Source organism: Hylemonella sp. W303a (genome assembly GCF_046452315.1).
Taxonomy (GTDB): domain Bacteria; phylum Pseudomonadota; class Gammaproteobacteria; order Burkholderiales; family Burkholderiaceae_C; genus Hylemonella.
In genome coordinates this window covers 73,704-90,094 of the sequence record NZ_JBKFDG010000001.1, presented here as the reverse complement: position 1 = coordinate 90,094, position 16,391 = coordinate 73,704, and the positions used below count along the sequence as shown (strand labels likewise).

General features: G+C 63.0%; 17 protein-coding genes and 1 riboswitch. Of the genes, 7 read left to right on the top strand and 10 right to left on the bottom strand.

Annotated features, from left to right (window positions below; translation table 11 throughout):
- Positions 1 to 216: 216 nt before the first annotated feature.
- The gene (locus ACLBKS_RS00425; RefSeq protein WP_410190826.1) at positions 217 to 1,701 is read left to right on the top strand and encodes a M23 family metallopeptidase; all 1,485 of its coding nucleotides are present in this window, start codon (positions 217 to 219) and stop codon (positions 1,699 to 1,701) included.
- A gap of 21 nt (positions 1,702 to 1,722) precedes the next feature.
- A complete protein-coding gene (locus ACLBKS_RS00420) occupies positions 1,723 to 2,865 on the top strand; it encodes an anhydro-N-acetylmuramic acid kinase (protein ID WP_410190825.1) in 1,143 nt (380 codons plus the stop codon).
- A 54-nt stretch (positions 2,866 to 2,919) separates the two neighbouring features.
- On the opposite strand, the gene mdtD is transcribed toward ACLBKS_RS00420, so the two are convergent.
- The 6 genes from mdtD to rplM all read right to left on the bottom strand — a co-directional run bounded on the left by mdtD (position 2,920) and on the right by rplM (position 7,279).
- Positions 2,920 to 4,359 (bottom strand): multidrug transporter subunit MdtD, encoded by a 1,440-nt coding sequence (gene mdtD / locus ACLBKS_RS00415; protein ID WP_410190824.1) that lies wholly within the window; start codon positions 4,357 to 4,359, stop codon positions 2,920 to 2,922.
- Positions 4,360 to 4,459: 100 nt separating this feature from the next.
- Positions 4,460 to 4,837, bottom strand: a complete 378-nt coding sequence (gene erpA, locus ACLBKS_RS00410; protein ID WP_410190823.1) for an iron-sulfur cluster insertion protein ErpA — start codon at positions 4,835 to 4,837, stop codon at positions 4,460 to 4,462.
- 168 nt (positions 4,838 to 5,005) lie between these two features.
- Positions 5,006 to 5,404, bottom strand: a complete 399-nt coding sequence (locus tag ACLBKS_RS00405; RefSeq protein ID WP_006298095.1) for a polymer-forming cytoskeletal protein — start codon at positions 5,402 to 5,404, stop codon at positions 5,006 to 5,008.
- 70 nt (positions 5,405 to 5,474) lie between these two features.
- Positions 5,475 to 6,209, bottom strand: coding sequence for a DUF6776 family protein (locus ACLBKS_RS00400; RefSeq protein ID WP_410190822.1), 735 nt, complete (start codon positions 6,207 to 6,209; stop codon positions 5,475 to 5,477).
- A 237-nt stretch (positions 6,210 to 6,446) separates the two neighbouring features.
- Positions 6,447 to 6,839 carry a 30S ribosomal protein S9 gene (rpsI, locus tag ACLBKS_RS00395; RefSeq protein ID WP_006298093.1) on the bottom strand — a complete coding sequence of 131 codons (393 nt, stop codon included), beginning with the start codon at positions 6,837 to 6,839 and terminating at the stop codon, positions 6,447 to 6,449.
- Positions 6,840 to 6,850: 11 nt separating this feature from the next.
- Positions 6,851 to 7,279: a 50S ribosomal protein L13 gene (gene rplM / locus ACLBKS_RS00390; RefSeq protein WP_410190821.1), complete on the bottom strand. Its 429-nt coding sequence runs from the start codon at positions 7,277 to 7,279 to the stop codon at positions 6,851 to 6,853.
- Positions 7,280 to 7,504: 225 nt separating this feature from the next.
- Between rplM and ACLBKS_RS00385 the strand changes: the two genes are divergently transcribed.
- Positions 7,505 to 8,386, top strand: a complete 882-nt coding sequence (locus ACLBKS_RS00385) for a 23S rRNA (adenine(2030)-N(6))-methyltransferase RlmJ (protein WP_410190820.1) — start codon at positions 7,505 to 7,507, stop codon at positions 8,384 to 8,386.
- Positions 8,387 to 8,448: 62 nt separating this feature from the next.
- On the opposite strand, the gene metF is transcribed toward ACLBKS_RS00385, so the two are convergent.
- The 4 genes from metF to ACLBKS_RS00365 all read right to left on the bottom strand — a co-directional run bounded on the left by metF (position 8,449) and on the right by ACLBKS_RS00365 (position 12,380).
- Positions 8,449 to 9,300, bottom strand: a complete 852-nt coding sequence (gene metF, locus ACLBKS_RS00380; protein ID WP_410190819.1) for a methylenetetrahydrofolate reductase [NAD(P)H] — start codon at positions 9,298 to 9,300, stop codon at positions 8,449 to 8,451.
- A gap of 7 nt (positions 9,301 to 9,307) precedes the next feature.
- Positions 9,308 to 10,072, bottom strand: a complete 765-nt coding sequence (locus tag ACLBKS_RS00375) for a TlyA family RNA methyltransferase (protein ID WP_410190818.1) — start codon at positions 10,070 to 10,072, stop codon at positions 9,308 to 9,310.
- Positions 10,073 to 10,206: 134 nt separating this feature from the next.
- Positions 10,207 to 11,634 carry an adenosylhomocysteinase gene (gene ahcY, locus ACLBKS_RS00370; RefSeq protein ID WP_410190817.1) on the bottom strand — a complete coding sequence of 476 codons (1,428 nt, stop codon included), beginning with the start codon at positions 11,632 to 11,634 and terminating at the stop codon, positions 10,207 to 10,209.
- 76 nt (positions 11,635 to 11,710) lie between these two features.
- A riboswitch (S-adenosyl-L-homocysteine riboswitch) is annotated at positions 11,711 to 11,813 on the bottom strand.
- 39 nt (positions 11,814 to 11,852) lie between these two features.
- A complete protein-coding gene (locus ACLBKS_RS00365) occupies positions 11,853 to 12,380 on the bottom strand; it encodes a hypothetical protein (protein ID WP_410190816.1) in 528 nt (175 codons plus the stop codon).
- A gap of 196 nt (positions 12,381 to 12,576) precedes the next feature.
- Here ACLBKS_RS00365 and ACLBKS_RS00360 point away from each other — a divergent pair, with 196 nt between their 5' ends.
- From ACLBKS_RS00360 to ACLBKS_RS00345, 4 genes are all read left to right on the top strand, one after another.
- Positions 12,577 to 13,005, top strand: coding sequence for a hypothetical protein (locus ACLBKS_RS00360; RefSeq protein WP_410190815.1), 429 nt, complete (start codon positions 12,577 to 12,579; stop codon positions 13,003 to 13,005).
- A gap of 90 nt (positions 13,006 to 13,095) precedes the next feature.
- Positions 13,096 to 14,736 (top strand): peptide chain release factor 3, encoded by a 1,641-nt coding sequence (locus tag ACLBKS_RS00355; protein WP_410190814.1) that lies wholly within the window; start codon positions 13,096 to 13,098, stop codon positions 14,734 to 14,736.
- A gap of 113 nt (positions 14,737 to 14,849) precedes the next feature.
- Entirely contained in the window at positions 14,850 to 15,599 is a 750-nt protein-coding gene (locus ACLBKS_RS00350; RefSeq protein WP_410190813.1) for an SIMPL domain-containing protein, read from the top strand.
- A 232-nt stretch (positions 15,600 to 15,831) separates the two neighbouring features.
- A complete protein-coding gene (locus ACLBKS_RS00345; protein ID WP_410190812.1) occupies positions 15,832 to 16,347 on the top strand; it encodes a DUF4148 domain-containing protein in 516 nt (171 codons plus the stop codon).
- Positions 16,348 to 16,391 lie beyond the last annotated feature (44 nt).

Here is a 16,391-nt window from a genome sequence, read left to right as displayed (position 1 = left end):
GAGCGCGCCTTGGCGAGTCCGCTGATGGTAAGAGGTCAGAGCGCCAAAGGCAGCCGATTTTACGTGCCGCGAGCTCGCGCCTGAGCCCAGCGGCCGCACCTGCCCCGGGGCCAGACCGAGCGATCGGGCCCGCCCTTTGCTAACTCCTTCAGGCGCTTGTGCGACCGGTATTGCCGCCCCCCATCCCATCGCACCCTTCCCATCACTGCATCCCTCATGTCCGCCCTGCGCTCCTTGCTTCAACGCCTGCCCCGCTCCCTGCGTGCCCGCGTGCGGCTAACCTGGCGCCTTTGGACCAGAGGCTCTCAGCGGCGCTGGGCGCCGCTCGTGCTCGGGGTGACCCTGGCCACGCTCGGTCTGGGCGCTGGGGCTTACGCGGTGGCGGCGGTGGTGGTGTCCTTGGCGCCCGATCCAGCGCGGCTGCCCGTGCAGCAAGTCACCGCCGAAGTGCAGGCACTGCCCTTCGTCTCGCCTTTCACCGCGCCCACGCCAGCGCCCCTCGGCATGTCGACGGTGAGCACGTCGCCGCGGGGCGAAGGGTTCCGCTTCAGCGTCTACCGCTCCGAATTGTCCCGGGCCCAGGACACGGCTGAAGGATTGCTGCACCGGCTGGGCATCCACGATACGCAAGCCGCCGCCTTTCTGAAACGGGACATGCTCACGCACCGCCACCTGCTGGGGCGCACGGGCCGACTGCTGAGTGTGGAGGCGAGCGAACGCAACACCTTGCTCAAACTCACCGCACGCTGGAGTCCCAGCGACGATGGCAGCTTCGAGCGCCTGATCATTGAGCGCACGGTTGACGGCTTCAGTTCCCGCCTGGAAAAGGCCATGCTCACCGCGTCGCTGCGCATGGCCAGCGGTGTGATCGATAGCTCACTCTTTGCCTCCACGGACCAGGCGGGGATTCCAGACGCCGTGGCCGTGCAGCTGGCGGAAATCTTCTCCGCCGACATCGATTTCCACAGTGACCTGCGCGAGGGCGACCGCTACGCCGTGGTCTATGAAATGTTGGAAGGCGACGGTGAACCTCTGCGCGCGGGCCGGGTGCTGAGCGCAGAGTTCATCAATGCAGGCAAGGCCTACCAGGCGGTGTGGTTCACCGAACCGAATGCTGATCAACCAGAACCACTGATCCCAGGGCAACCGACCCAGACCACGGGTCGCAGCGGTTACTACGCCCTGGACGGCCAAAGTCTCAAGCGCGCTTACCTGGCGTCACCGTTGGCCTTCTCTCGCGTGACCAGTGGTTTTCGGATGCGCTTTCATCCCATCCTCAAAACCTGGCGCGCGCACCTGGGCGTGGACTACGCGGCGCCTATCGGCACGCCGGTGCGGGCCGTGGGTGACGGCGTGGTGGAATTCGCGGGCGAGCAGGGCGGCTACGGCAAGGTGGTGATCTTGCGGCACCGCAACGGGCACCAGACCTTGTACGCCCACCTCAGCCGCATCCTGGTACGACACGGCCAACGCATCGCGCAAGGCCAGACGCTCGCGGCCAGTGGCGCCACCGGTTGGGCCACGGGCCCGCACCTGCACTACGAGTTTCGCATCAATGGCCGACATCAGAACCCACTGCTGATCGTGCGCCGCAGCGAAGCGGCGCCACCAGTGTCCGCGGCGAACCGCCCCGCCTTTGACCAAGTTGCACTACAGGCCCGGCAGCAGTTGGGGGCTGCCCAGCTGCTGGCCTCGCGTTGACCCCCGCTGTCATTTGTACTCATGACTTCTCTGTTCATCGGCCTGATGTCAGGCACCTCGCTCGACGGCGTGGACGGCGTGCTGGCCGAGATCACGACCCAACCGGGCAAGAACGCGGTTCGCGTCTTGCACCACGCAGCGCGCCCGCTGCCCGAGACACTGGCCGCCGAGCTGCTTGCGCTCAACACACCCGAAGGCAGGGATGAACTGCATCGCGCTGCATTGGCTGCGAACGGCTTGGTTCGCGTCTACGCGGCCGTGGTGGAAGATGTGTTGATGCGCTCGGGCGTGGACCGAGATGCGGTCCGGGCGATTGGCGCGCATGGCCAAACCGTGCGCCATCAACCTGGCCCCCAGCACGAAGGTGCCGGTGGCACGGGCTACACGCTGCAGCTCAACAATCCAGCCCTGCTGGTCGAACTGACGGGCATCACCGTGGTGGCGGACTTCCGCAGCCGTGACGTTGCCGCGGGTGGTCAGGGCGCGCCGCTGGTGCCAGCGTTCCATCACGCGGTTTTTGGCCCTGCGGCGGGTTCCCATGAATCGGTGGCGGTGCTCAACATCGGCGGCATGAGCAACCTCAGCTTGCTGCAAGCGGACTCGGTGGGAGGGTTCGATTGCGGGCCGGGCAACGCCTTGCTCGATGCGTGGTGCCAGTTGCATCAAGACCAACCTTATGACGCGGGAGGGCGCTGGGCCGCCAGTGGACACGTCCATGACGCCTTGTTGCGGGATCTGCTGGACGAACCTTTTTTCCGACTCGCCCCTCCAAAAAGCACGGGACGAGATCTGTTTCATCGCGATTGGCTGCAGTCGCGCTTGGCTCGCCATCCGCGGATCGCGCCTGCGGATGTGCAAGCGACCCTGAGCGAGTTGACGGCACGCACTTGCGCGGCGGACCTGCTGCGCCATGCGCCCACCTGCCAGACCTTGTACGTCTGCGGCGGCGGCGCGTTGAACGATGACCTCATGCGGCGTCTGCGCGGCCAACTCCCTGGGATGGCGGTGACCAGCACGGAGACTGCAGGCCTGCCACCGCTGCAGGTGGAAGCCGCGGCTTTCGCTTGGCTGGCGCGTCAATGCTTGGCCGGTGAAACCGGCAACATCACGCGCGTCACCGGTGCGCGGCATGCGCGGGTGCTGGGAGCCATTTACCCGGTTTGACGCGAGCGCTTTCGGGAAGCCGGCCTTGATGTCGAGGCAAACTCCGCGCGCCCCTTACTCCATCTCGGCCGGTTCGTGCCTAGACCGAGCGGCGGGTGCTTCAAAATCCGACAGTTGCCAGAAGATCGCCGCTGATGCGATGGTCATGAGCCCCATGCAGACGAAGGTGCCGCGAAAAGCCGGCAGGGCAGCCGCCGCTTCCACTGGACCGAAATAGCCCGTGAAGGCCGCCAGCACGGCGCCCGCTGCGGCCACGCCCATGCCCATGGCCAACATCTGCACCATCGACAGCAGACTGTTGCCGCTGCTGGCCATCGTGGGGCCCAGGTCCTTGAGGGTGAGTGTGTTCATGGCAGTGAACTGGATGGAGTTGACCGCACCAAAGACCATGAGTTGCACGACGCGCAACCCCACGGGTTGGTCGAGGGTGGTCAGCGCGAAACTCGCGGTTGCCAAACCCACCAGCAGCGTGTTGAGGACGAGCACACGGCGGTAACCGAAACGCGTCAGCAGCCAAGTGCCCGGGCGCTTCATGCCCATGCTCGCGAGGGTGACGGGCAACATCATCAACCCCGCCTGCAAGGGCGAGTAGCCCATCGTGACCTGCATCAGCAGCGGGATCATCAACGGCATGCAAGCGCTACCCAGGCGCGAGAACAAATTGCCCAACAAGCCTATGCGCAAGGAGGCCACGCCGAACAGATGGGGCGAAAACAGCGGATTGGGATGGCGCAATGCGTGCATCCAATAAGCCGTCAGACTGGCCAAGCCAAAGATCATCAGGACCAACACACCGGCTTGGCGCAGCCCCAAGCCTGAGAGACCATCCAGCGCGAGGGATAGGCTCACCATCCCGAAGGCCAGGAGGAGGTAACCGGTCAGATCAAAGCGCGCCAATGCGACGTTGCGCTGCACGGGCATGTAGCGCAAGGTCGCGAGACCGCCGAGCAGACCCACGGGCAGATTGATCAAGAAAATCCAGTGCCATGTCGCCACCTCCACGATCCAGCCCCCCAACGTGGGGCCAATCAGTGGGCCAATGAGCCCAGGGATGGCCACGAAACTCATGGCTTGAAGAAAACGCTCACGCGGGAAGGTCTTGAGCACCGCAAGCCGCCCCACTGGCAGCAGCAGTGCTCCACCCAGGCCTTGGAGTACGCGCGCGGCCACCAGCAGGCTCAGGTTGCCGGCCATTGCGCACAGCAGCGATCCAGCGGAAAAGAGCACGATGGCGCTCATGAATACCGGGCGCAATCCAAAGCGATCCGCCAGCCAACCTGAGGCGGGGATCAGCATCGCCATGGTCAGCGAATAAGCCACGACCACGGACTGCATGCGCAAAGGGCTTTCGCCCAAGCTGCGTGCCATCGCAGGGAGCGCGGTATTGACGATGGTGGCGTCCAGGGTCTGCATGAAGAAACCCACCGCCACCAGCCACAGCAGGGAGCGCAACTCAGCTTCCGTGGGCGCAGCAGCGGGAGCAACGGTGTTCATGGGGCAGCAACTAGCAAACGGGAAGAGGCGACGGGAACCCCATCGTGCCAATGCAAAAAGCCACCCGGAGGTGGCTTTGCGTGTCAGAGGCGGAAAGTACTCACGCAGAGAAGCTCGATCCGCAACCGCAGGTGGTGGTGGCGTTCGGATTCTTGATCACGAACTGCGCACCCTGCAGGTCTTCCTTGTAATCGATCTCAGCGCCCACCAAGTACTGATAGCTCATCGCATCGATCAACAGGGAGACACCATTCTTCGTCATGGTGGTGTCGTCTTCGTTGGCCACTTCGTCGAAGGTGAAGCCGTACTGGAAGCCGGAACAACCGCCGCCCTGCACGAACACGCGAAGCTTCAAATCCGGATTACCTTCCTCAGCGATCAGGTCAGCTACTTTGGCAGCCGCGCTGTCAGTGAAGAGGATCGGCGCGGGCATCTCGCTCACGACATCGGTTTGGACGGATTCGGCAACGGCGCTCATGGAAAACTCCTTCAGGCAGGAAGTTGTTCAATAACAGGGCTGCGATGGTACACCCAATGGTCACCCTAGGCGGCGTCCCGAATACAAACCCACACCGCTGGCGAAGCCTTCCGACGCTGGGCGCGTGGCCCGCGTTCAGCAGCAACCGGCGGTTCAGATCTCTGTCGCTCAGTTGCCGGTTGCAGCCAGCTTGAGGGCCGGCTTGTCTTCCAGCATCGAGGGCGTGGGACGCAGCAAGCCAGCGATGATCGCGCCTTGGTGCATTTCCAGGGCGGTGTAGAACACATCACCTTCAATGCGCGCCTTGGGCTGCAGCTCCAGCATCTGACGGGCATAGACCGGGCCTTTGATCGTGCCATTGACGATCACGTGATCAGCGTGCACCTCTCCAAGAATGGACGCGGTTTCAGAGATCACCAGGATGCTGCTGTCTTCCTCGCGGGCACGCACGTTACCAACGATGGTGCCGTCCACGCGCAGGCCATCGCGAAAGTGCACATGGCCTTCGATGTGATTGCCGTCGGCAATCAAACTGCGAATGGCCGGGGGTTTTTGCTTGCTGAACATGGGAACAACTTTCTACTCAGAAATTCGGCGTGAAACGCGCAACGCGCGGTCACATCCTTGCGAATTCAGATTACAACTTGACTGACTGCTCCGCGCGCACCGCGTCGCCCTGCATGACCTTGGCGCTGATGCTCCTGATCTCGGTGTCTGGAGGCAATTGGAAGGTTCCCTCGGCGCGCGCATATTGACGCAAACGGATGGGTTGCGCGCCTTGCGGCAAGGGGGCCGACCACGGCCGCCCCGACTGTACGCCGATGAACTGAACTTCCAACTGTCCGCTGAACTCACGCGCGTTCTTCTGAGGCTGAATCACCAGAACCTGCCACTTGACTTGCTGGCCCTGCCCGTCTTGCTGAACGACAGCCTGCAGTCCGCGGATCGCAAGGGCCTCAGACCCACCCTCCGTTGGGATCAGACGCTCGAAGAAGCCCAAATCATCGCGCAAGCGCTGATTATCTGCCTCCAGTTGCCTGTTGAGTTCGGTCAGACGCTCCTGAGCAGCCTGCTCGGCAGCCATCAAGGTGGAAGCTGTGTTCGCCTTGGCCAGCGCCTCGTCACGCTCGTCCTTCATGGAGCGCGCCTGACTGCGCAGCTCGGAAAGCTGCTGCTCCAGTTTCTCCACATAACCCGCGCTGCCACCTTCGATACCCGCAATGTCGCGACCGAATTCGAAAGCCCACAGGCCAATGGCAGCACAAAAGCCAAAAGTCACGGCGGCAATGACCCAACGCAATGGCCAAGGCAAGGAGCTGCGCACGGACATGCGCGGTGCGCTCACCGTCAGACGCCGAAGTAGCAGACGCATTCGCATAGGGGGAAAAGTCTAGCAGCCGCGCAAAGAAAAAGGCCGCCGGATTAAAGCCCAGGCGGCCTTTAGATTGCAACAGATTGTCAGGCTCATGACAGACGCATGAGCGACCCCGACATCCACCTTGGAGACGAGATCATCCATAGACATACAGCTCTGACAACTGCTCTCATCATGCTCCCACCCACGCCACTGCCACATAGGGATAGGGGCATAGGCAGGACACGACTCGCATTAGCGCTTGCTGAACTGCTTGCGACGACGCGCGGAGTGCAGACCGACCTTCTTGCGCTCGACTTCGCGCGCATCGCGCGTCACGAAACCGGCTTGCGACAAGGCGGGCTTGAGCGCCGCGTCATAGTCAATCAGCGCACGGGTGATGCCGTGACGCGTCGCGCCAGCTTGGCCCGATTCGCCACCGCCGTGCACATTGACCTGGATGTCGAAAGTCTCGACATGGTTGGTCAGCACCAGAGGCTGCTTCGCGATCATGATGGAGGTTTCACGGCCGAAGTACTCGGCGATGTCCTTGCCATTGACCGTGATCTTGCCGGAGCCCTTCTTCAGGAACACGCGCGCGACGCTGGACTTGCGACGGCCCGTGCCATTGTTCCATTCACCAATCATTTCGGACTCCTTCAGATGGCCAGCGGCTTGGGTTGCTGCGCGCTGTGCGGATGCTCTGCGCCGCCATAGACCTTGAGCTTCTTGATCATGGCGTAGCCCAGCGGGCCCTTGGGCAGCATGCCCTTGACAGCCTTCTCGAGTGCGCGGCCGGGATGCTTGGCTTGCGAATCACGGAAGTTGGTGGCGGTGATGCCACCCGGGTAGCCCGAGTGACGGTAATAGATCTTGTCGAGCGACTTCGTGCCGGTCACCTTCAGCTTTGCAGCGTTGATGACAACAATGAAATCACCGGTATCGACGTGAGGCGTGTAAATGGCCTTGTGCTTGCCGCGCAGACGGAGTGCCACTTCGCTGGCGACACGTCCGAGCACCTTATCGGTGGCGTCAATCACAAACCACTCGTGCTTCACGTCAGCGGGCTTGGCGCTGAACGTAGTCATGAGTTTTCTCTCTTGGAGGATGGTTTGGCGGGCCCTTTTCCACGGTCGGTGCTCCTCTTGAGGGAGCCTCTTAGGTGGTAATGTCCGAGTCGATGCGCCAAGATTACCCCTCGGGGGAGTGCGCAAGTACTGCATCGACAGCCTTCGCCGCGGGACCACAAAAGCGCTGCGAAGCCTGCCATTATACAAATTCCAGGCTCGCCGGGCAGTTAACATCGGGCGGCCATGTTCAGCTACCGACACGCCTTCCATGCCGGCAACCATGCCGACGTCCTCAAGCACAGCATCTTGATCGCGATCGCGCGTTATTTGACGCAAAAAGACACTGCACTCACCGTCATCGACACCCACGCTGGCGCTGGCCTGTACCGCCTGGACGGCGACTACGCGCAAACCAGTGGCGAAGCAGCCGACGGCATCGCAAAGTTAATCGAAGTGCACGCTCACACACTCCCCGAGATCGTGCGAGATTACGTGGAGCTGGTCAACGAGTTCAATCCGGGCGCGGCCTATTCCCAATCCAGCACCCCCAAGGTCTACCCGGGCTCACCCTTCGTTCTGCAACGCCTGCTGCGCCAGCAAGACCGTCTCAAGCTTTTCGAACTGCATCCGACCGACAGCAAGGCACTCGCAGCCAACATCGCCCAACTGGAGGCTGAGCGGCAGATCGCGGTACTGAGGGAAGACGGATTCGGTTGCGTGACCCAATTTCTGCCCCCGCCGTCGCGCCGTGCCCTTCTGCTGTGCGACCCGAGCTATGAGATCAAAACCGACTACGCACGCGTTGCCAGCCTGCTCGCCGAGGGATTGAAGCGCTTCGCCACGGGCTGTTACGCCATTTGGCATCCCATCATTCCACGCCCGGAGGCCCACGAACTGCCGAGACGCCTGCGGACCCTGACCAACCAGGCCGGTAGGCCCTGGCTGCATGCCACGCTGACGGTGAAGTCGGGCAAGGACGCCACCGGCTTGCCCGCCAGTGGCATGTTCATCGTCAATCCGCCGCACACCCTGCAAGACGCCTTGAAATCGACCTTGCCACAGCTCGTCGAATTGCTAGGGCAGGACCGCAACGCGGCTTACACGCTGGAAAGCACAACGCACTGAGACTGCCCCCGAGTCCGGGGCAATGCACCGCCGGCCGGCCAGGTGCCAGACACGCTGCAGGCTTAGATCAGACCCAGCCGCTGGCTGATCTCCAACGTGGCCGCGCTCTGGTTCATGCTGTAGAAATGCAAGGCGGGCGCACCACCGGCGCGCAACTGTTCGCACAAGGCCGTCACCACATCCAGACCAAACGCCTTGATGCTGGCCGTGTCATCGCCATAAGCCTGCAAGCGCAAACGCACCCACCGCGGGATCTCCGCGCCGCAGGCGTCACTGAAGCGCATGAGCTGGGTGGAGCTGGTGATGGGCATGATGCCCGGCACGATGGGCACGGTCACCCCCAGCGCGTCGGCGTCTTCGACGAAACGGAAATAGGCGTCGGCGTTGTAGAAATACTGGGTGATGGCCGAATCCGCGCCAGCCTTCACTTTGGCTGCGAAAGCTTGCAGGTCGGCCTCGGGGGACCGGGCCTGCGGATGCACCTCCGGGTAGGCCGCAACTTCGAGATGGAAATAATCACCCGTCTCAGCACGAATGAACGCCACCAAATCACTGGCGTAGTGGAACTCACCCCCAGCGCCATAGCCGCTGGGCAAATCACCACGCAACGTGACCAGGCGCTTGACCCCCATGCCTTTCAAGGTGGTCAGGTTCTCACGCATGGTCGATTGAGTCGCACCAATGCAGGAAATGTGCGACGCGGCGTCCAGGCCCTCGGCCAGGATCTCTTTCACGGCGGCGAATGTGCCTTCCTGGGTGGACCCGCCTGCGCCATAAGTGACTGAACAGAATTCGGGCTGCAGCGCATAGAGTTGCTGACGCACGGCGCGCAGTTTCACGACGCCCTCGGGGGTCTTGGGCGGAAAGAACTCAATGCTCAAGGGCAATGATTGCGGTGCTTGTTGTTCGCTCATGCGAGCCTCACGGTGATTTGATCGCGTGGATGAAAAATTCGCGGTTGCCATCGCCCCCGGCGATGGGGGAGTCGAACCAGTCACGCACCTGCAGTTCCAGGGACTTGCAGGCATCTCGCAGGCGTTGCTCCACCAAGGGGTACATGCTGGGGTCTCGCACCACGCCGCCTTTGCCCACCTGCCCCGGTTGCAGCTCGAACTGGGGTTTGACCAGCGTCAGCAGATGCCCGCCGCTCTTGAGCCAAGGAACGAGGGCCGGGAGCACCAGGGTCTGCGATATGAAAGACAAGTCGCCAACGAGCAGATCAAAGCCGCCGTCCGGCACCAGGTCCTCGAGCGCGGCCATCACGGCGGCCGGGTCGCGCGCATTCAAACTTTCAATGCAGACGACCCGCGCGTCCTCGCGCAAGCGCGGGTGCAGTTGCGCCTGCCCCACATCCAACCCCACCACCCGCACCGCGCCAGCCTGCAAGAGGCAATCGGTAAAGCCGCCGGTGGACTGACCCACGTCAAGGCAAACCCAGCCAGCGACCTTGAGACTTGCCCGCTGGAGCGCTCCCTCGAGTTTGAGCCCTCCGCGAGAAACGTAGCGGGCCTCCGAGTCATCGAGCAAGCGCAACTCAGCCAACAGGGGCAGTTCGTCGCCATTCTTGGCCACGCGCTTCCACTCGCCGACCGACGACTGCCATTCGACACCTGCCGCGATCAGCCGCTGCGCCTGCGCGCGCGACACGGCCAGACCGCGGTCGACCAGCAGTTGATCAGCGCGCATGGGTGATGTGGTGGCGTGGCGAACGGAATGCGATGCAGCGCGCAGGCCACCAAAGAACACCGCAGCGCACTGGCTGTACGCGAGGATTTTCTTCGGGCTGCAACGACGCAACGCGCCGGCGCGATAACCGCCGTTCAATAGCGGTAGGTATCCGGCTTGTACGGGCCTTGCTTGGGCACGCCAATGTAGGCGGCCTGCTCGTCCGTCAGCTCGGTCAGCTGAGCGTTCAGCGTCTTGAGCTGCAGGCGCGCAACCTTCTCGTCCAGGTGCTTGGGCAGCACATAGACCTTGCCGTTCTCGTAGAAATCGCTGTGCGTGAACAGCTCGATCTGGGCAATGGTCTGATTCGCGAAGGACGAGCTCATCACGTAGCTCGGGTGGCCCGTGGCGCAACCCAGGTTCACCAGACGCCCCTTGGCCAGCAGGATGATGCGCTTGCCGTCCGGGAAGATCACGTGGTCCACCTGGGGCTTGATCTCTTCCCACTGGTATTGCTCAAGCGAGGCAACCTGGATTTCGTTGTCGAAGTGACCGATGTTGCAAACGATGGCGTTGTGCTTCATCGCCTTCATGTGGTCGTGCGTGATCACGTCCTTGTTGCCGGTGGTGGTGACGAAGATGTCGGCCTTGTCGGCCGCCCAGTCCATGGTCACCACGCGATAGCCTTCCATCGCCGCTTGCAAGGCGTTGATAGGGTCGATCTCGGTGACCCACACTTGGGCGCTCAGGGCGCGCAGGGCTTGGGCGCTGCCCTTGCCCACGTCGCCGTACCCGGCCACGACGGCGATCTTGCCGGCGATCATGACGTCGGTCGCGCGCTTGATGCCGTCCACCAGCGATTCACGGCAACCATAGAGGTTGTCAAACTTGCTCTTGGTCACGCTGTCGTTGACGTTGATGGCGCGGAACTTCAGCGTGCCCTTGGCCGACATTTCCTTCAGGCGATGCACGCCCGTCGTCGTTTCCTCGGTCACGCCGATGATCTTGGCGCTCTTGCGGGTGTACCAGGTCGGGTCCAGGGCCAGCTTGGCCTTGATGGCCGCGAACAGCTCACGCTCTTCTTCGCTGCCCGGGTTGGCGATCACGGACGGATCTTTCTCGGCCTTTTGACCCAGGTGCATCAGCAGCGTCGCGTCGCCGCCGTCGTCCAGGATCATGTTCGGGCCTTCGTTGGCGTCACCCTTGGGACCGAAGTCGAAAATGCGGTGGGTGTAGTCCCAGTAATCCTTCAGCGTTTCGCCCTTGTAAGCGAACACCGGCGTTCCGGTGGCCACCAGCGCGGCGGCGGCGTGATCCTGAGTGGAGAAGATATTGCACGAGGCCCAGCGCACTTGGGCCCCGAGCGCTTGCAGCGTTTCGACCAGCACGGCCGTCTGGATGGTCATGTGCAGCGAGCCGGTGATGCGCGCGCCCTTGAGCGGTTGGCTCTTGGCGTACTCCTCGCGGATCGCCATCAGCGCGGGCATTTCGGTCTCGGCGATCTTGATTTCCTTGCGGCCGAAATCGGCCAAGGAAATGTCGGCGACGACGTAGTCTTGGGAAGGTTTGAGGACGGCACTCATGGTGAACTCCAAAGCTGTAGCGGTTGAACACCACCGGAGTCGACGTGCGCGGGGAAGACCTCACCTCACGACGACCGGTGGGTGAGCGCAGTTGGAAGGCAGGGCCTGCCGCCCTGGGGTTCGAGCCTCGCCGCTAGGCCTGCTGGACAGGCACAAGGGCTGCAACGCTCCTCGAACGAAGCGGATTGTAACGCGCACACGAAACGACGCCAGTCGGATCAACCAGCATTGCGAGGAAACGGCCGGCCCTCGCTCCACCGAAAAGCCGCCGTTGTGAGCCGTTCCTGGGCAAGCTGGGTCAGGCTGCCTATGTAATGCCCGGCCGCCAGCATGTCTGCGCGCTTCAAAGTTGCGTCGGCGAGTTGCATCGTGAGCCCATGACCAAACTGGGAAATGCCCACGGACACCGTGTCCAAGGGGACTCGGTGTCGCCCACAAAGTTCACCGATGCGGCGTAAAAGATCGCTCGAGTGGGCATCAAACCAAGGCTGTTCCGCTCGCGTCACCCGCCCAAGCCAGCGCCAGACCAAGCCATGCAGGTGCCGGCGGGCTGGGTGCGGCATCAGGCCATCCAGGTCCACTCGACAGCGCAGCATGGCGTAAAAATCGCCCAGCAGCCGATCACCGGCCTCCCGGATCGCCCCGGCCACGGCCTGCCGGACCCGCAAACGGGGGTGCCAGCGTGGCAACCGCGCAGGCAGGGTCTCGCGTAGGCGCCGTACTTCCCGGTCTTCCAACTCCCTCATGGCAGACAGTTGCGCATGCCACTGACTCCCACTTGGCGCTCCCAGACTCTGACATGGTTCGCCCATCGCCATATTCCCTCCAGAACAGCACCTCAGAATCGCCTCAATTGGCTTGACATGAATTATTGATCAACTCTCACAATTTTTGTGATTAAAAATTCATTTTCTGTGCGGCCTTGCTCCTACCTTTCGCGGCATGGTCACTACTCCACACACCAGCGAAGCCCAAGCTTTTGCCTCACGCCTGCGACAAGCCCTCGCCGCTGCCGGAGTCAAGGTTTCGCCCACGGTCGTGGCCAATGAGTTCAATCTGAGGTACTGGGGCCGCAGCATCACGCCGCACACGGCGCGCAACTGGCTGCTGGGTGTGTCCATTCCGATGCAAGACAAGCTGCGTGCCTTGGCCGACTGGCTGCAAGTGAGTCCTGACGAGCTGCGCTTTGGCCTCGACAGCGGTGGCACGCGCGCCGTGCGCGAACCCGCCTCGCCTTGGGGCGAGCTGTCCATGCAGGACCGGGAGATGCTCAAGCGCTACCAGGCACTGCCCGCTGAAGCCCGCAAGACCGTGCGCGACGTGATCGCGGCCCTGCATGCCAACGCGCAACATCCTCCCCTGGAAAACTGAGCATCGGCGCGCCGAATAAAATCCGCGCTCCAGCAAGCCGCTTCTGTTCTGGAGTAGAGGGCTTGCTTTTCCTTTTTCCGGAACCACCCCGTGTCCCACGCCCCCCACATCGCCGAGGAAGTCCGGCGCCGCCGCACCTTCGCCATCATTTCCCACCCGGACGCCGGCAAGACCACGCTGACGGAAAAGCTGCTGCTGTTCTCGGGCGCGATCCAGATCGCGGGCTCAGTGAAGGCGCGCAAGGCCAGCCGCCATGCGACCTCCGACTGGATGGAAATCGAAAAGCAGCGCGGGATCTCGGTGGCCAGCTCGGTGATGCAAATGCAATACCGCGAGCATGTCATCAACCTGCTCGATACCCCTGGCCACAAGGACTTCTCGGAAGACACCTACCGCGTGCTGACCGCCGTGGACTCGGCGCTGATGGTCATTGACGCGGCCAACGGCGTGGAAGCGCAGACCCGGCGTTTGATTGAAGTCTGCCGGCAACGCGACACCCCCATCATCACCTTCGTCAACAAGATGGACCGCGAAGTGCGCGACCCGCTGGACATTCTGGACGAAGTCGAACGCGAACTCGGCATGCCCTGCGTGCCGATGACCTGGCCCGTGGGCCAGGGCAAGAGCTTCGGCGGCATCATCAACCTGCGCACGCAGGCGATGACGGTGTTCGAGTCAGGCAGCGAGCGTCGCCCGCAGGATTTCGAGTCCATCCCCGTCAGCGACCGCGCCGCGTTACAGGCGCGCTTCGGCAGCGAATTCGACGCCGCCCAAGACAGCATGGAACTGGCCACGGGCGCCTCACCCGCCTTCGACCGCGAGGCCTTCCTGGCTGGCAAGCAAACGCCGGTGTTCTTCGGCTCTGGCGTGAACAATTTCGGTGTGATGGAAGTGCTGGACGCGCTGGTGGACCTGGCGCCTTGGCCCAAGTCCCGCACCAGCTCCCTGGTGGTCAACAAGGAGACCGTGAACAAGGAAGTGCTGCCGGACGACCCGGCTTTTTCAGGCGTGGTCTTCAAGGTCCAGGCGAACATGGATGCCAACCACCGCGATCGCATCGCCTTCGTGCGCGTAGCCTCGGGCAAGTACCAACCAGGCATGAAGCTCAAAGTGCAGCGCACGGCCAAGGAACTGCGCCCGACCAGCGTGGTCACCTTCATGAGCCAGCGCCGCGAGGCCGTGGAAGAAGCCTACGCGGGCGACATCGTGGGCTTCACCACCCACGGCGGCGTGCAGCTGGGCGACACCATCACCGACGGCAGCGTGGCCCTGCAGTACACCGGCCTGCCCTTCTTCGCACCCGAACTGTTCATGACGGTGGTGTTGAAAAACCCGTTGCGCACCAAGCAGCTGCAGCAAGGCCTGGCCCAGCTCGGCGAGGAGGGTGCCATCCAGGTCTTCAAACCCGAGATGGGCGGCAACATGCTGCTGGGCGCCGTGGGGCAGCTGCAGTTCGAAGTCGTGCAGCACCGCTTGAAGAGCGAGTACGACGCCGACGTGCGCCTGGAAGGCTGCCAATACACCGGCGCGCGCTGGATCACGGCCGACACGCCCGCTGAGCTGAAGGCCTTCTGCGACGCCTACCCGCAGCGCTTGGCGCGCGACGCGGCCGATACCCTGGCCTACCTCTGCACTTCGCCTTACGACGTGCGACTGGCTCAGGAGCGCTTCCCCAAGATTCACTTCCACCCGCTGCGCGAGCACGCGGGATTGGCCTTGGAACAGCACTGACAGCGTCACGAAGCGATGCCATGATGCGGGCCGCATTGAACGCACTCGCATCGCGCTGGGGCCGCGAGTTCCAGCCCCCTTCACTCATCCGCACAATTCCAGGAGGAATCCCCATGAAAATCCGCGTCCTGCCCACGGGCTTCGCGCTTGCCGCAGCCCTCTCTATCGCCTTGTTTTGCGGCCCGACCCACGCGCAGCTGTTCTTGCCGAACCCGGCAGCGGCGACCACGATCACCCTGGACGCGCAATCCTCGGTGGAAGTGGACAACGACCGCATGCACGTCACGCTCGGCACATCCGAAGATGGCGAAGACACCCGGGCGCTCACGCAGCGTGTGCTGGCTCGACTGAACGAAGCGCTGACGCAGGCTCAGAAGACCGCAGGCGTCGAGGCCCGGCTGGGCGGCGTGACCACGCAACCCATCTACGACGCCAAGGGCAAGACACCGCGCTGGACGGTGAGCGGCAGCATCGTGCTGCAATCGCGCAACTTCGCTGAACTGGGGGCCTTGAGTTCCGACCTCAGCCGCGAGATGCGCATCCAATCGGTCGACTTCTCTCTCTCGTCCGCGGCCCACGACAAGGCGCGGGACAAGCTGATCGCCGAATTGGCGCAAAGCGTGGAGCAGAAGGCCCGCGCCACGGCGGCCGCCTTCGGTTTCGCGCAATACCGCATCCAAAGCCTGGCGCTGGACCAGTCCCAGGCCATGCCGCGCCCGATGCGAGCCCTGGCCATGGCCAAGGGCGCTGACATGGCCAGCGAGAGCATGCCTCTGCCGACCGAAGGGGGCACGACCACCGTCACCCTGCACGTCACCGCGACCCTGCAGGCCGATGGCAAGGCGCCGGTCCGGTTGCGCTGACACCCGGAGCGAGGCCACGCATGGTCTCGCCCGGTCGGGTTTCAAGGGCTGATTATTTTTGTTTTGGAAATACCGAAGTTCGGTTTTGCTGATTTATCTGCGGTTTAAGCAAGCATACAGTTCATCCCATCGACGCAGCGCTCACCAACAACGCTCATCGATGTGGCCTTGAGCTCGGTCAGACCGACCTGCCGACCACTGCCCATTGAAGCAAACTGAAAGGATTTCCATCATGAACCGCAGCACTTCCCTCTCCCTCGTTGCCATCGCCGCCGCCCTGATCGCCGGCCCCGCCCTGGCTGACACCGCCAAGACGCGGGAACAAGTCCAAGCCGAGCTGGCCCAGGCCGTGCGCAGTGGCACGATCGTGGCCGTTGGTGAAGACAGCCTGACCCTGAACGAGCAGTTCCCCGGCCTGTACCCGCAACAAACGGCCAAGGCCGGCAAGACCGCCGAACAAGCTCAAGCCGAACTGACCGCGGCGGTGCGCAACGGCGATATGGTGGTTGGCACCTCCAGCAAGATGAATCAACTCTTCCCTGACCTCTACCCGAAGCAAGCCGCCAAGGCAGGCAAGACGCGTGAGCAGGTGCAAGCTGAGCTGGCCGACGCTGTGCGCACCGGGGACATCGTGGCCGTGGGTGAAGACAGCACGACGCTGAACCAACAGTTCCCCGGTCTGTACGCTCAACAAGCCTCGTACACCAACACCGCCGCCCGCAAGGACCGCGCTGTGAACTTCAACTGAGCATTCAGGCTCACTCGCAAAGCCCCGGCAGTCGCCGGGGCTTT

What these genes read in the sequence shown, in the direction of transcription:
- ACLBKS_RS00425 (WP_410190826.1), top strand. Translation starts at nt 217, where the DNA reads ATGTCCGCCCTGCGCTCCTTGCTTCAACGCCTGCCCCGCTCCCTGCGT.
- ACLBKS_RS00420 (WP_410190825.1), top strand. Translation starts at nt 1,723, where the DNA reads ATGACTTCTCTGTTCATCGGCCTGATGTCAGGCACCTCGCTCGACGGC.
- mdtD (WP_410190824.1), bottom strand. Translation starts at nt 4,359, where the DNA reads ATGAACACCGTTGCTCCCGCTGCTGCGCCCACGGAAGCTGAGTTGCGC.
- erpA (WP_410190823.1), bottom strand. Translation starts at nt 4,837, where the DNA reads ATGAGCGCCGTTGCCGAATCCGTCCAAACCGATGTCGTGAGCGAGATG.
- ACLBKS_RS00405 (WP_006298095.1), bottom strand. Translation starts at nt 5,404, where the DNA reads ATGTTCAGCAAGCAAAAACCCCCGGCCATTCGCAGTTTGATTGCCGAC.
- ACLBKS_RS00400 (WP_410190822.1), bottom strand. Translation starts at nt 6,209, where the DNA reads ATGCGTCTGCTACTTCGGCGTCTGACGGTGAGCGCACCGCGCATGTCC.
- rpsI (WP_006298093.1), bottom strand. Translation starts at nt 6,839, where the DNA reads ATGATTGGTGAATGGAACAATGGCACGGGCCGTCGCAAGTCCAGCGTC.
- rplM (WP_410190821.1), bottom strand. Translation starts at nt 7,279, where the DNA reads ATGACTACGTTCAGCGCCAAGCCCGCTGACGTGAAGCACGAGTGGTTT.
- ACLBKS_RS00385 (WP_410190820.1), top strand. Translation starts at nt 7,505, where the DNA reads ATGTTCAGCTACCGACACGCCTTCCATGCCGGCAACCATGCCGACGTC.
- metF (WP_410190819.1), bottom strand. Translation starts at nt 9,300, where the DNA reads ATGAGCGAACAACAAGCACCGCAATCATTGCCCTTGAGCATTGAGTTC.
- ACLBKS_RS00375 (WP_410190818.1), bottom strand. Translation starts at nt 10,072, where the DNA reads ATGCGCGCTGATCAACTGCTGGTCGACCGCGGTCTGGCCGTGTCGCGC.
- ahcY (WP_410190817.1), bottom strand. Translation starts at nt 11,634, where the DNA reads ATGAGTGCCGTCCTCAAACCTTCCCAAGACTACGTCGTCGCCGACATT.
- ACLBKS_RS00365 (WP_410190816.1), bottom strand. Translation starts at nt 12,380, where the DNA reads ATGAGGGAGTTGGAAGACCGGGAAGTACGGCGCCTACGCGAGACCCTG.
- ACLBKS_RS00360 (WP_410190815.1), top strand. Translation starts at nt 12,577, where the DNA reads ATGGTCACTACTCCACACACCAGCGAAGCCCAAGCTTTTGCCTCACGC.
- ACLBKS_RS00350 (WP_410190813.1), top strand. Translation starts at nt 14,850, where the DNA reads ATGAAAATCCGCGTCCTGCCCACGGGCTTCGCGCTTGCCGCAGCCCTC.
- ACLBKS_RS00345 (WP_410190812.1), top strand. Translation starts at nt 15,832, where the DNA reads ATGAACCGCAGCACTTCCCTCTCCCTCGTTGCCATCGCCGCCGCCCTG.